Annotated in this window: 13 protein-coding genes; 7 read left to right on the plus strand and 6 right to left on the minus strand. The window is 38.8% G+C overall.

Annotation, left to right across the window (positions count from 1 at the left end):
- Positions 1 to 108: 108 nt before the first annotated feature.
- On the plus strand, positions 109 to 780 hold the full coding sequence (locus Q1K78_RS11985) for an SDR family oxidoreductase (RefSeq protein WP_300178867.1): 672 nt from the start codon (positions 109 to 111) through the stop codon (positions 778 to 780).
- Between the two features lie 142 nt (positions 781 to 922).
- Here the strand turns inward: Q1K78_RS11985 and adhE are convergent, their stop codons facing one another.
- Positions 923 to 3,574 carry a bifunctional acetaldehyde-CoA/alcohol dehydrogenase gene (gene adhE, locus Q1K78_RS11990; RefSeq protein WP_300178870.1) on the minus strand — a complete coding sequence of 884 codons (2,652 nt, stop codon included), beginning with the start codon at positions 3,572 to 3,574 and terminating at the stop codon, positions 923 to 925.
- Between the two features lie 585 nt (positions 3,575 to 4,159).
- Here adhE and Q1K78_RS11995 point away from each other — a divergent pair.
- Positions 4,160 to 5,005, plus strand: coding sequence for an ion transporter (locus Q1K78_RS11995; protein ID WP_300178873.1), 846 nt, complete (start codon positions 4,160 to 4,162; stop codon positions 5,003 to 5,005).
- A gap of 44 nt (positions 5,006 to 5,049) precedes the next feature.
- On the opposite strand, the gene Q1K78_RS12000 is transcribed toward Q1K78_RS11995, so the two are convergent.
- Both Q1K78_RS12000 and Q1K78_RS12005 read right to left on the minus strand, forming a co-directional pair.
- Positions 5,050 to 5,199: a hypothetical protein gene (locus Q1K78_RS12000; RefSeq protein ID WP_300178875.1), complete on the minus strand. Its 150-nt coding sequence runs from the start codon at positions 5,197 to 5,199 to the stop codon at positions 5,050 to 5,052.
- Between the two features lie 146 nt (positions 5,200 to 5,345).
- On the minus strand, positions 5,346 to 5,621 hold the full coding sequence (locus tag Q1K78_RS12005) for a DUF1315 family protein (protein ID WP_300178878.1): 276 nt from the start codon (positions 5,619 to 5,621) through the stop codon (positions 5,346 to 5,348).
- A gap of 122 nt (positions 5,622 to 5,743) precedes the next feature.
- Here Q1K78_RS12005 and Q1K78_RS12010 point away from each other — a divergent pair, with 122 nt between their 5' ends.
- On the plus strand, positions 5,744 to 6,595 hold the full coding sequence (locus Q1K78_RS12010; RefSeq protein ID WP_300178881.1) for a DUF2989 domain-containing protein: 852 nt from the start codon (positions 5,744 to 5,746) through the stop codon (positions 6,593 to 6,595).
- 116 nt (positions 6,596 to 6,711) lie between these two features.
- Here Q1K78_RS12010 and msrB read toward each other — a convergent pair whose 3' ends face one another.
- The gene (gene msrB / locus Q1K78_RS12015) at positions 6,712 to 7,122 is read right to left on the minus strand and encodes a peptide-methionine (R)-S-oxide reductase MsrB (RefSeq protein WP_300178884.1); all 411 of its coding nucleotides are present in this window, start codon (positions 7,120 to 7,122) and stop codon (positions 6,712 to 6,714) included.
- A gap of 335 nt (positions 7,123 to 7,457) precedes the next feature.
- Here msrB and gap point away from each other — a divergent pair, with 335 nt between their 5' ends.
- Positions 7,458 to 8,450 carry a type I glyceraldehyde-3-phosphate dehydrogenase gene (gene gap, locus Q1K78_RS12020; protein WP_300178887.1) on the plus strand — a complete coding sequence of 331 codons (993 nt, stop codon included), beginning with the start codon at positions 7,458 to 7,460 and terminating at the stop codon, positions 8,448 to 8,450.
- Positions 8,451 to 8,631: 181 nt separating this feature from the next.
- Entirely contained in the window at positions 8,632 to 9,507 is an 876-nt protein-coding gene (locus Q1K78_RS12025) for a D-hexose-6-phosphate mutarotase (protein ID WP_300178890.1), read from the plus strand.
- A gap of 101 nt (positions 9,508 to 9,608) precedes the next feature.
- Here Q1K78_RS12025 and Q1K78_RS12030 read toward each other — a convergent pair whose 3' ends face one another.
- Positions 9,609 to 10,913, minus strand: coding sequence for an inosine/guanosine kinase (locus tag Q1K78_RS12030; RefSeq protein WP_300178893.1), 1,305 nt, complete (start codon positions 10,911 to 10,913; stop codon positions 9,609 to 9,611).
- A 183-nt stretch (positions 10,914 to 11,096) separates the two neighbouring features.
- Between Q1K78_RS12030 and Q1K78_RS12035 the strand changes: the two genes are divergently transcribed.
- Positions 11,097 to 11,420, plus strand: coding sequence for an HI1450 family dsDNA-mimic protein (locus Q1K78_RS12035; RefSeq protein ID WP_300178897.1), 324 nt, complete (start codon positions 11,097 to 11,099; stop codon positions 11,418 to 11,420).
- A 132-nt stretch (positions 11,421 to 11,552) separates the two neighbouring features.
- Positions 11,553 to 11,987: a thioredoxin TrxC gene (gene trxC, locus Q1K78_RS12040; RefSeq protein WP_300178899.1), complete on the plus strand. Its 435-nt coding sequence runs from the start codon at positions 11,553 to 11,555 to the stop codon at positions 11,985 to 11,987.
- Between the two features lie 86 nt (positions 11,988 to 12,073).
- Here trxC and serS read toward each other — a convergent pair whose 3' ends face one another.
- Positions 12,074 to 13,381, minus strand: a complete 1,308-nt coding sequence (gene serS / locus Q1K78_RS12045; protein ID WP_300178902.1) for a serine--tRNA ligase — start codon at positions 13,379 to 13,381, stop codon at positions 12,074 to 12,076.

Below are 13,381 nucleotides of genomic sequence, written 5' to 3' on the forward strand. Positions count from 1 at the left end.
CGATTTAATCCCTATTTCCAACAAAGCTCACAGCAGATACCCTATTTCTATCCCATGATTAAAGCACTTTATGACACTAATAATAAAATGCGTTAGGGAAGGAATGTTATGCAAATTGAACACTCAACCATTCTAATCACATCCGCTGGGAATTTTATGGGTCGTTCTGTTGCCTACCATTTTGCCTCATTGGGTGCATATCTGATTATTGCTGATTCAAATCATGATGATCTTGCTGATACTCATCGTTTATGTCGTCAAGTCAGTTCGAATATCATCAGTTTTCCACTAAAAGACCAATCTCTAGAGAGCATTCACCGCTTATTCCATAGTATTGACGAAGAATTTAGCGCTGGCATTGATGTATTAATTAACAATTATACTGATGTTGCGTTACCAAGCTTACTGACACCATACAATAAAGAGTGCCCATTTCAATTAACGGAATTAGCCGCTACCTTATTTACTTATGGACAATACGCTGCTAAAAACATGAGACATCATCGTAAAGAAGGCGTAATCATAAACTTAGGGCATCATAAATATTCTTCAGAGCAGCAATACTTAGAAAACTCTACAGCTCTGCTTGCCGGACTAACAAAAAGTTGGGCTAAAGAATTGAATCCATTTAAAATTCGAGTCGGCGGGGTTACTCCGCGCCTTTCTAATGAGTATTCAGAACCAAACATCAACTTAATCAATCAAGAGTTGCTCAAAAATACAGAATACATTCTACAAAATGACTATTTTAATGGCCGCATTATCGAAGCAACCGCTTAGAAAGTTAATGCCTCCTTGGTATAACAAGAATAAAAACCAAAAGTAACTGGCATAAAAAAACCACCTTATTCATAAGGTGGTTTTTTTCATTTCAATATCTTCAAATTATTAATGAAAACATTTTAGCTTATTTAGCATCGAATTATTTCTTTGCTTTTTTCGCTTTTACTTCTTCTTTCACTTCTGGTGCGTCCATTACGTCAGCGTAAGCCGTACCGTAGTAAGAAGCTATTAATACTTCTTTAAGCTCTTTGATCAATGGGTAACGTGGGTTAGCACCAGTACATTGGTCATCAAATGCATCTTCAGCTAATTTGTCTACTTTAGCCATAAATTCAGCTTCGTTAACGCCAGCGGCTTGAATTGACAGTGGGATATCCAATGCAATTTTAAGCTCTTCTAACCAGTTAAGTAACGCATTAACTTTCGTTTCAGTATTACCATCACGGTAACCTAAATGCTCTGCAATTTCAGCGTAACGAGCACGTGCTTTAGGACGGTCGTACTGAGAGAATGCAGCTTGTTTAGTTGGGTTGTTAGTCGCATTAAAACGAACAGTATTCGAGATTAATAACGCATTCGCAAGACCGTGTGGAATGTGGAATTCAGCGCCTAATTTATGCGCCATTGAGTGACACACACCTAGGAAAGACTGCGCAAAAGACATACCAGCGATAGTTGCTGCATTGTGAACTTTCTCACGTGCGATTGGATCTTTCTTACCGTTAGCGTAAGAGCTTGGTAAGTACTCTTTAAGCATCTTAAGTGATTGCAGAGCGTGACCATCTGAGTATTCGTTTGCAAGAACAGAAACATAAGCTTCTAATGCGTGCGTTACTGCATCGTAACCACCGAATGCACATAAAGACTTAGGCATATCCATTACAAGGTTAGCATCAACAACTGCCATATTTGGTGTTAGTTCGTAATCTGCTAATGGGTATTTTTGACCTGTTTTTTCATCGGTTACAACAGCGAATGGTGTAACTTCAGAACCAGTACCTGAAGTAGTTGTAATACATACTAGCTCAGCTTTTTGGCCCATTTTAGGGAACTTGTAAATACGTTTACGGATATCCATAAAGCGCATAGATAAGTCTTCGAAATCAGTTTCTGGATGTTCGTACATCACCCACATGATTTTCGCAGCATCCATTGGTGAACCACCACCAACCGCTAAGATAACATCAGGTTGGTAGCTTGCACATGCTTCTGCACCCGCTTTAACTACTGCTAATGTTGGATCCGCTTCTACTTCATGGAACACTTCAACTTCCATGCCTTTCTCTTTTAAGATTGAGCGTAGGTCATCGATGTAACCGTTGTTGAATAAGAAACGGTCAGTAACGATTAGTGCACGTTTTTTACCTTCAAGATCGCTCATTGCGATTGGCAAACAGCCGCGACGGAAGTAGATAGATTTTGGTAGTTTATGCCACAACATATTTTCTGCTCGCTTAGCTACAATTTTCTTGTTGATAAGGTGCTTAGGACCTACGTTTTCAGAGATAGCGTTACCACCCCAAGAACCACAACCTAGTGTTAATGAAGGAGCCAATTCGAAGTTGTAAAGGTCACCAATACCACCTTGAGATGCTGGCGTGTTTACAAGAATACGAGCTGTTTTCATTTTGTCACCGAAGTACGCAATACGCTCTTCGTTGTTATCTTGGTCTGTGTAAAGTACTGACGTATGACCAACACCGCCTATATCTAATACGATACCTGCTTGACGCACAGCATCTTCAAAGTCTTTCGCTTTGAATAAACCTAATGTAGGAGATAGTTTTTCATGAGCAAATTCGTCATCCCATGAAGCTTCTAAGCCTTCACCGATAAGAATTTTAGTAGAAGTAGGTACTTTAACATTTGCTAGCTCAGCGATTTTGTATGCTGGTTGGCCAACGATGTTAGCGTTAAGTGCGCCATCAATAAGTAGTACTTTACGTACTTTATTTGCGTCTTCTTTGCTTAGGATAACAGCGCCGTATTTAGCGAAACGAGCTTTAACTTCGTCGTAGATTGACTCAACAACAATTGCAGCTTGTTCAGAAGCACAAATAACACCGTTATCGAATGTTTTAGACATTAAGATAGAAGAAACAGCACGTTTGATATCAGCAGTTTCATCGATAACTACAGGCGTATTACCCGCACCAACACCGATTGCTGGTTTACCTGATGAATAAGCCGCTTTCACCATGCCTGGACCACCAGTAGCAAGGATCATGTTGATGTTATCATGTTTCATTAGTGCGTTTGATAGCTCAACAGATGGTTGGTCAATCCAACCAATGATGTCTTTTGGTGCGCCAGCTTTAATTGCAGCTTCTAATACGACTTTAGCTGCGTAGTTAGTTGCATTTTTAGCGCGTGGGTGCGGCGAGAAGATACAGCCGTTACGTGTTTTAAGACAGATTAGTGCTTTAAAGATTGCTGTAGAAGTAGGGTTTGTCGTTGGAACGATTGCACAAACAATACCTAGAGGTTCAGCAATAGTAATCGTGCCGCCTTCATCGTTACGATCGATGATGCCACACGTTAGCTCGTCTTTGTATTTATTGTAAATGAACTCAGAAGCAAAATGGTTTTTGATTACTTTGTCTTCCATGATACCCATGCCAGACTCTTCTGCTGCCATTTTTGCAAGCTCGATACGAGCCGTTGAAGCAGCTAGAGACGCAGCACGAAATATTGTATCAACTTGCTCTTGTGAAAAGCTTGCAAATTCTTGTTGCGCCGCTTTAACACGTGCTACTAGAGCATCAAGTTCAGCTAAATTAGTTACAGGCATATTGTTTCTCCTAAAAATAAAAACTATAAAATTCATTAAAAAACTATTTAGTAAGGACTCTGCTTTTTCATCCTTCTTTGCAGTTCAGCTTAACCATTTCTCTTGGTTACCTTGCTTTACTTTCTTAGTAAATTGCTTTCAAAATTGATTATATTCTTTCACAATTTGAAAAGTATTGATTCAGATCAGTTATGATAATTTATTTACCACTTTCGGCTTACACCTAACGAGCATCTCATTATAAATATGATTTAGATCACATGGTTATACTTGATTTTGACATACTTCAAAAAGCAAACTAATGACAAAACTCTCAATATAAAAAATAAAAGTTGTAATAAACTTACATAAACACGGCAAAAAATGACAAATTGTGGTGAAAACCGCGTGCCACTAAAGAGTAGTATAACTAAAATAAAATTCATATCTTTTATCATTAAAATAACTTGCTCTAGATCACTTTGTTATGAATATCTCACAATTAATCACTCATACAGAGTGCCAGCTAGTAAAGTTGTAGTGGAGAGTACTGCACTTTTTTATTATTCTTATCCACAGTGATAAGTAGGAAATATAGACAGCATTATGAAAACAAAGCGAATAAAGCATTATTTGTATACCACCATATTTGGTACACATACTAAAGGAGGGAAACGATTTGATATCGCATTGATCATATTAATCCTTACCTCTCAAGCAACATTAGTATTGGATTCAATCAGTTCAGTAAAAGCGACTTATGGTGAAGTATTGTGGGTCCTAGAGTATGTTTTTACAGCCATCTTTACCCTTGAGTACCTTTTGAGGCTCTATTGCTCCCCAAGGCCAAGTTCATACGCTAGAAGTTTTTATGGTGTAATTGATTTATTAGCGATTCTACCAACTTACTTAGCGCTGTTTTTCCCGAGCGCAAGTTACATCGCTATTATTCGACTACTTCGTGTGATGAGGATTTTTAGAGTCCTAAAACTAGTACGCTACCTACAAGATTCTAATATTCTTTTGCGATCATTATTAATGGCAAAAAGAAAGATACTTATTTTCTTTAGTACGGTTGCTATTTTAGTGACTGTTTTTGGTTCTTTGATGTTTGTAATTGAGGGGCCAGACAATGGGTTTACCAGTATTCCGCAAAGTATTTATTGGGCAATTGTTACGATAACGACGGTAGGTTATGGGGATCTAGTGCCTCATACAGCACTGGGGAAAGCAGTTGCATCATTAACGATGTTACTCGGTTATTCTATTTTAGCAGTACCAACAGGTATTATTACGGCCGAGTTAAATCAAGAAATGAACACTCATCGAGATTTAGTACGTTGTCCGAATTGTGTAAAAGGAGGCCATGAAACAGATTCGATGCATTGCAAGCACTGTGGAAGTAAATTACCAGAGCCACATGCGAGGATAGTAAAACCAAAACAGCGTTAATTTGATGTATTCAAACTAAAGCTGGAGTTCTTTATTAACGTGGGTTATTCAGAGTAAAGCGTTAATGATCCTTGAGACATATGAGTCAAAGAGTCAGCCTCTAAAAATTTTGGTGCTGCAATAACAGCAAGTAATACGAATACGGCTGCGAATGCCGCAAATTTAGTTAGGACTTGTCCTTTCGTTTTTCTCATTAGTCTGTTTTCTTTAATTTATTAAACTATCGATAATTTACTTCAATTACCCCTTATCGACAGTTTTATAGATTTTTTTTGGGACCAATGTTGCATTATAATTCTTATTGCTGAGATATTAAGCAAAAAAGAGAAAATCAGTCAGATTAAATATTTACACGAATAATATCTTCTTGCCCTTGAGCAAACTGTTTCTTTAACTCAGCTTTTGATTTAAAACTAATCTCTCCGCCTTCAGCCACTGTCATATGCTGGGCCTCTTTATTATGTTTTGATTGATATAGCATCATTGCTTGCATGCAAGTACTTCGTTGCTCTGTTGATAGTGGCGTGCCGTTATGCCACTTCCCTGTCTCAACAGCATATTGTAAGTTTTTGAAGACATCTGCTGTCATTGATTCTAGTAATTTATTAATATTCATTATTCCCTCTCTTTATATACTAACGACTACTAAACGATATCTTTTCATTAATGTTAGTCAACAATATGCCGATAAATAGGTGTAATGGATCACGTTTCCTTTTTTCTATCTATAGGATCATCATGTTTTTAACTATTAAACGACTTTCTTTGCTTACTCTGAGTACGCTTTTACTATCAGCATGTTTTGGAGAAAAACCAACAAGCGAACAGTTGTGTAAAGATCATACCGGTTTACAATGTAATCAATTAAATATGCAAGATGGTCAATGCCGCACTCAGCGTGACACACTGATCCTTAGTCGATTTGATTCCTTAAAAAGTAATAGTGATTTAGATAAATTAAACACAATTAAAGCAACTCATGAATACCAAGTCTGTTTAACCTCTGCCGCACAAATAGAGCCCATCACAGCAAAGGAAGTTAAATCTAAACGCAGTGAAGCATTACTACATACTTACGATGCTATTGATGCATTATCGTTAGAGCTTCAAGATTCCAAAGAGCCTAAAGTTCTTTTTTATCGCTGGGTAAGCGGAGACAAAACGGCATTACGTGAATTTTTACAATTAGAAGGGACAAAAGAACTCGAATCTACCGAACTTCAATACGCACTAGCCACTTTTTATACCCAGCGAGATGGTAATAAAACCATCCTGATCCTTAATCATTCATTAGAGATCCTTACTGAACAAGATTACAAAAATGGAATCCATGCTGTTGTGATCGAATCACTAGCCAGCCTTAATCATAAAGAAGGCAACAAAGAATATGCTTACATTTGGGCGTTAGTCGGCAAAGGATTTGAGTTACAAGTTGCTTCAGAAAAACAACTTGACCTGTTGTACCAATTTACAGACGAAGAAAAAGAAAGGTTAAGCAAAATCAGTGACACGATTCAAGAGAGCATAGAAACACAAACCTTTGCATCCTCACTACTACCTATCGCTACATTACCTAGTACAACGTTATAAACTATGTGATGTTAAAAACTATGTGATGTTAAAAACAAAAAACAGATAAAGAACAAAAGGAGCGAACCTGCTCCTTTGTTTTTATTAATAGAAATAACGGTCTATCTCCCCCTACTCTACCACTGACTTTCATCAAAATTTAATGATACCGAATTAACACAGAAACGTTCTCCTGTTGTTTTAGGTCCATCATTAAATACATGTCCTAAGTGGCTATCACAAGTTCGACATCTAATTTCTATTCTTTCCATCCCATGGCTCATATCTTTAATATAGCTGATCACTTGGTCATTAATTGGTGCGTCAAAGCTTGGCCAACCACATCCTGAATCGTATTTATTTTTAGAGGAAAATAAAACAGTTTGACAGCATGTACAAGCATAAGATCCTGTTGCTTTATTATGTAATAACATACCCGAAAAAGGAGCTTCTGTTCCTTGTTTACGACAAATATTAAACTCATCTTGAGTTAACTGACTTTGCCAATCAACTTCTGTAAGTTCTAAAAATGGTTTTGATTTATCCATCTGAATGACTACCCCTTAAGACTTATTTAAATTAAACCTTGCTAACAATCACCTTTGTAGCACATAATTTGCTGAAGTAATTTTACAGCAGCCGTGCAAAATGACATTAATAGTTATGTAGCTTTTTTTCATAACATGTAATTAAGGTCGCTAAATAACCAGCTTTTCTATAAGTTACGTAAGATTTTTTCTTTATGTTAACAGAATATGATGGTTTTCTTGATTTTAAACAATATAAATGGCATTTTCGCTTGCAGGTTGGCTCAGGATTTTGTAATTTTACTACCAGTTACTTTAAACCTGAAAATCAAATTTAAGTTGTGGAGCAACATATAATGACTATCAAAGTAGGTATTAACGGTTTTGGCCGTATTGGACGTTTTGTTTTCCGTGCATCTGTAGAGCGCAACGACATCGAAGTTGTTGGTATTAACGATCTTATCGACGTTGAATACATGGCTTACATGCTTAAGTACGACTCAACTCATGGTCGTTTTAACGGTACAGTTGAAGTAGTAGACGGTAACCTAGTAGTTAACGGTAACACAGTACGTGTAACTGCTGAACGTAACCCAGAAGAACTTAAGTGGGATGCAATCAACGTTGACGTTGTTGCTGAAGCTACTGGTCTTTTCCTTACTGACGAAACTGCTCGTAAACACATCACAGCTGGCGCTAAGAAAGTAGTTCTTACTGGCCCTTCTGGTGACGTACCAATGTTCGTTATGGGCGTTAACGCTGCAGATTACGCTGGTCAAGATATCGTTTCTAACGCTTCTTGTACTACTAACTGTCTTGCACCTATCGCTAAAGTACTTAACGACAAGTGGGGCATTGAATCTGGTCTTATGACTACAGTTCACGCAACTACAGCAACTCAAAAAACTGTAGATGGTCCTTCTGCGAAAGATTGGCGTGGTGGCCGTGGTGCTTCTCAAAACATCATCCCATCTTCAACTGGTGCAGCTAAAGCAGTAGGTAAAGTAATTCCTGAGCTTGACGGCCTTCTAACTGGTATGGCTTTCCGCGTACCAACTGCAAACGTTTCTGTTGTTGACCTTACAGTTAACCTAAAAACTGCTGCAACTTACGAAGAAATCTGTGCTGAAATGAAGCGTGCTTCTGAAAACGAATACGCTGGCGTTCTAGGTTACACAGAAGAAGCTGTTGTTTCTCAAGACTTCATCGGCGAAACACAAACTTCAGTATTTGATGCTGCTGCTGGTGTTGCTCTAACTGACAAATTCGTTAAGCTTGTATCTTGGTACGACAACGAAATCGGTTACTCAAACAAAGTTCTTGACCTAATCGCTCACGTTTCTAAGTAAGCATTAGTTTAGACTTTCTTTGAAAGCTAACTTAAAAGGTTTTGTTATCTTTTAAGAATAAAAGGCGACTTAATTGTCGCCTTTTTTGTATCTGTTATTTGCAGTCGAGTATCTATTCCTTTTCCAATACCACTAAGGCCACCTGAAAAAGAATATATATTTATCATTTTAGGAGTTACCTATGAATCTTACTCATCTTCCAACCATCAGCGTCTTATCTGATAACGTTACCATTGCTCAGCTTGATGACGTTAAGATCGTCCGCGTACTTCACGAGAAAGTAGAAGCGGCTATTTCCTTACACGGGGGGCATGTTTTATCTTTCACACCAAAAGGTCAAAACGACTTTATTTGGATGAGCAAAGACGCCATTTTCAACCCTGACAAAGCAATTCGTGGCGGTGTTCCTGTTTGCTGGCCTTGGTTTGGTCGTATTGCAAACCCGGCACATGGTTTTGCTCGTAACAGTGCTTGGTCATTAATCGAACATCGTGAAAATGAGAAAGGGGTTATTGTGGTTCTTGGTTTACAAGCCTCAAATGAAACAAAGGCAATTTGGCCTTTTGAATTTGAAGCACGCTTAACCGTAGAAATTAGTGATGAGTTAACGATTACTCTTGATGCTAAGAATACCGATGATAAAGCCTGGAACTGCTCAGGGGCACTGCACACTTACCTTAATGTTGCTGATATTGCCTCAACAACGATTACTGGTATGGGTGAAAGCTACATTGATGGTTTGCAAGACGGAAAAATAAGTAATGGTGGAGATACACTACGCATTAATAGTGCCGTTGATCGTGTCTATACCCAACCACAAGAGACAATTACAGTATCAGATACACAACGTGTCTTATCTATCACTAATGCAGGTCATAATGCAGCTGTTATCTGGAATCCTTGGATTGAAGGCGCTGAATCTATGGGTGATATGAATAACGATGGCTATCAAACCATGGTGTGTGTTGAATCCACTTATCATGCGACAAGTCTTGACGTTGCTAAAGTCATTCAACCTAATGAGTCATTTGTATTAAGTACAACAATCACAGCTTAATTATTTAGATTCTAAAAACAAAAACGGAAGCACTTAGGCTTCCGTTTTTTATATCATCTATTTTTAGCTTCGCTATTTTTTATAATAAGCACCCGCAAAAATTATCTTTCCCAGTACGACTCTTCTAATGAATCTTCACGCTCAGGCAAACCACGAGATAAACGTGGTGAATGCTGTGCTAATACTTCAAAACTTACACGGTTTGAATACTTACATACTTGAGATAATGAAGAGTACGTTAAGTAAGAATGTTGATGCTTACTTGAGTTCGGCACATTATTACGATGGTAATGATTTGCAGCCATATCATGTAACAATGCAGACAAAGCACCATCACCCGCGCCATTCGTATTTTTGATTTTCTCAGGGCCACCCATGTACGGTGAAATATGAGAATATACTTTTGTCGGCTGCTCACAACTTGCTTTAACTGCTGGACGACTGAATTCATATTGATTAAATTCAGCGATTGTTCCTGGAAGTAATGGCAACGATGTTTCACGTTTCGCTGATTCTTCTGTGTAACCGGCCATGTATAGTCCAACCGGACCTGCCGTACATAAAACAAGATCAACCCATTCAAGCGCTTTATCTGCGGCTTCTAGTGGATCAGAAGCACCAGTCAGTGCCTCGCCTTCTTCTTCGTTCATAGCAACAACTGAGACATGATCTCTTAGGAAATCACGCCAATATTGTGGGTCGTCTTGAACTACAAACTTCGTACCCATGGTTAATACCACTGGCACATCATGTTTTTTCGCGTACTCAATTGCTTTCATGGTTGCTTCAGGCATTGGATCACCCTCTTTACAACGAACTAAGTACGCAGTCAAAACTAATGCTGATGCATTTTTAAATATTTTCTCTGGAATACTTTCTGCTCGAAGTTGATTCATATCACCTTCGCTGATCGCAAACGTACGCTCACCGTCTTGGCTAATAAGCGCAAAACAACGACCAATCGCACCAGGAACAGGTTGAAGGTAATTTAAATCCATTCGGCTAGACGTATTACATAGGTAACGGTATGAATAGCTACCAATGTGAATGTCTTCACTCATTACACCGAGTAACACTGACTTATCATCAGCCAATACTGAGTAATTGTGTAGTGTATTACCAATCGTGCCACCAGCGAATTCATTGGTGATCATGTTGTTATCTTTAAGTTCGTTATAAAGCATTTCCGCTTTATCATTATCGATAACCAGTGAGTGTCCTTTACTCAAGCCATACTTTTCAATAAAAGCATCATCAATTCTAGCTTCAATATCCACTAACGTTTGATCAATACCAACAATGTGCGTACGCGACATTTTTTTGGTTTCTTGAGCTTGGCTAACTAATGGATCACGAGCGTGAACAGGGAAATAATGCTTGGATTTACGCTGACCTGGAAATTTCATAAAATAATCATTCAACTGGCTAATGGAATAAGTGCGGGAGTTTAGCCCTTGCTTAACGCCCTCGCAATACCTGATATTAATACCAACGACAAGCAAACGTTTGCTTGCGGGAATTATTTAAGTAACTAGCGTTCTTATCTGTATTCATGGTAATTTAAAGCGTATTTTTTAAAGGTAACCACCATGACTACTGAACTAATTAGCTACGATGATGTAATTGAAGTCGCTTACGATATTTTCTTAGAGATGGCTCAAGATAATCTTGAACCTGCTGACGTTGCTCTTTTCACACTACAATTTGATGACCGCGGCGCTGCTGAAGTTATTGATACTCGTGATGACTGGGCTGAACATGTTGGTTTTGAAGTCGATGGCGAAGTATACGCTGAGGTTCTTATCGGTTTAGTCAACGAAGAATCTGACGTATTAGATGATGTATTTGCACGTATGTTAGTAAGCCGAGATCCAGAACATAAATTCTGCCATATGCTATGGAAACGTGATTAATTCATAATCACCACATGAAAATTATTATAAAAGGAGCTATTTGCTCCTTTTTTATTGAGTTTCATATCATCAATCCCCATTATTTCTTTATGCTCACAAACTGCTTATGGCAGAAAATAATAAAGGAATACTATGTCTCAATTTCAATCTCGATGCCCATCGTGCAATGGATTAAACCGCCTTCCTATTGAACGTATTAATGACACAGCTACGTGTGGTCGTTGTAAAGAACAACTATTAGATGGAAAGCCAGTAGAGGGAACGTCTGATAATCTTGCCGCTTTAATGAATAGTGATAAACCTGTTGTTATCGACTTCTGGGCCCCGTGGTGTAATCCGTGCGTGGGTTTCTCTCCTGTATTTGAAGATGTTGCGGCCGAGCGTAATGGTCAAGTTCGTTGTGTGAAAGTAAATACAGAAGCTCAACAACAAATCGGCGCTCAATATCAGATCCGTTCTATCCCGACAATTATGGTTTTTAAAAATGGTCAACGTGTAGATATGATCAATGGTGCATTGCCAAAAGGCCAATTTGATCAGTGGTTGAACCAAGCACTACTTAAATAATTTAAACCGCAAACAAACAAAAGCCGCTTTATGACTTAACATAAAGCGGCTTTTTAGTGTTTATCTAGTCTATGTTATAGAACAGATTAACCGATGAACTCAACACCATTCATGTACTTACGCAGTACTTCAGGGATTGCAATTTTGCCATCAGCTTGTTGGAAGTTCTCTAAAATCGCAACCATTGTACGACCGACAGCAAGACCTGAACCGTTTAGTGTATGAACCAATTCTGGTTTCTTCTCGCCTTGACGACGGAAACGCGCTTGCATACGACGCGCTTGGAAATCCCACATGTTTGAACAAGATGAGATCTCACGGTATGTTTCTTGTGCTGGAACCCATACTTCTAAGTCGTAAGTTTTACGAGAGCCGAAGCCCATATCACCCGTACAAAGAATCACTTTACGGTAAGGAAGTTCAAGAAGTTGAAGTACTTTCTCAGCATGACCTGTTAGTTCTTCAAGCGCGGCCATTGAATCTTCTGGTTTCGTAATTTGAACTAATTCAACTTTGTCGAATTGGTGCATACGAATAAGACCACGAGTATCACGACCGTAAGAACCTGCTTCAGAACGGAAACACGGTGTATGTGCCGTCATTTTCAGTGGAAGATCAGCTTCTTCAGTAATTGTGTCGCGCACCATGTTTGTTACTGGTACTTCCGCTGTAGGAATAAGTGATAGCATCTTAAGAGGTACGTCACTTACTTGCTCTGTTAGCGGGCTTGTATGGAATAGGTCTTCACTAAACTTAGGTAGCTGACCCGTTCCATATAGGCTGTCGTGGTTAACTAAGTATGGAACGTACATTTCCATGTAGCCGTGTTCTTCCGTGTGAAGATCAAGCATAAACTGCGATAAAGCACGGTGTAAACGCGCAAACTGGCCTTTCATTACAATGAAACGAGAGCCTGAGATTTTAACTGCGCTTGCAAAGTCAAGACCATCAGCAAGCTCGCCAAGAGCTACATGGTCTTTCACTTCAAAGTCGTACGTTAGCGGTGTACCCCAACGTAATACTTCTACATTTTCTTCTTCATCTTTACCATAAGGTACAGATTCATCAGGCAGGTTAGGTACTGAGGATGCGATTGTTTCAATTTGTTGCTGAAGTTCAGTAAGTGCTACTTTTGCTTCATCTAATTCAGAGCCTAGGTTTGCAACGTCAGCCATGATGCGATCAGCTTCTTCGTGATCGCCCTTCGCTTTTGCTTGACCAATGGACTTCGAACGGGAATTACGCTGCGCTTGAAGCTCTTCAGTTTTAACTTGAAGGGACTTACGTTGTTCTTCAAGGTTGCGAAGTGTCTCTACGTCTAGCTTAAAGCCACGACGTGCCAGTTTCTCTGCTGTTTCATCCAGCTCTGTACGAAGTAATTTTGAATCAAGCAT

The organism is uncultured Aliivibrio sp., assembly GCF_946479765.1.
GTDB lineage: Bacteria > Pseudomonadota > Gammaproteobacteria > Enterobacterales > Vibrionaceae > Aliivibrio.

What these genes read in the sequence shown, in the direction of transcription:
- Q1K78_RS12000 (WP_300178875.1), bottom strand. Translation starts at nt 5,199, where the DNA reads ATGAGAAAAACGAAAGGACAAGTCCTAACTAAATTTGCGGCATTCGCA.
- Q1K78_RS11995 (WP_300178873.1), top strand. Translation starts at nt 4,160, where the DNA reads ATGAAAACAAAGCGAATAAAGCATTATTTGTATACCACCATATTTGGT.
- gap (WP_300178887.1), top strand. Translation starts at nt 7,458, where the DNA reads ATGACTATCAAAGTAGGTATTAACGGTTTTGGCCGTATTGGACGTTTT.
- Q1K78_RS12030 (WP_300178893.1), bottom strand. Translation starts at nt 10,913, where the DNA reads ATGAAATTTCCAGGTCAGCGTAAATCCAAGCATTATTTCCCTGTTCAC.
- Q1K78_RS12010 (WP_300178881.1), top strand. Translation starts at nt 5,744, where the DNA reads ATGTTTTTAACTATTAAACGACTTTCTTTGCTTACTCTGAGTACGCTT.
- Q1K78_RS12005 (WP_300178878.1), bottom strand. Translation starts at nt 5,621, where the DNA reads ATGAATATTAATAAATTACTAGAATCAATGACAGCAGATGTCTTCAAA.
- msrB (WP_300178884.1), bottom strand. Translation starts at nt 7,122, where the DNA reads ATGGATAAATCAAAACCATTTTTAGAACTTACAGAAGTTGATTGGCAA.
- Q1K78_RS12025 (WP_300178890.1), top strand. Translation starts at nt 8,632, where the DNA reads ATGAATCTTACTCATCTTCCAACCATCAGCGTCTTATCTGATAACGTT.
- Q1K78_RS11985 (WP_300178867.1), top strand. Translation starts at nt 109, where the DNA reads ATGCAAATTGAACACTCAACCATTCTAATCACATCCGCTGGGAATTTT.
- serS (WP_300178902.1), bottom strand. Translation starts at nt 13,381, where the DNA reads ATGCTTGATTCAAAATTACTTCGTACAGAGCTGGATGAAACAGCAGAG.
- Q1K78_RS12035 (WP_300178897.1), top strand. Translation starts at nt 11,097, where the DNA reads ATGACTACTGAACTAATTAGCTACGATGATGTAATTGAAGTCGCTTAC.
- trxC (WP_300178899.1), top strand. Translation starts at nt 11,553, where the DNA reads ATGTCTCAATTTCAATCTCGATGCCCATCGTGCAATGGATTAAACCGC.
- adhE (WP_300178870.1), bottom strand. Translation starts at nt 3,574, where the DNA reads ATGCCTGTAACTAATTTAGCTGAACTTGATGCTCTAGTAGCACGTGTT.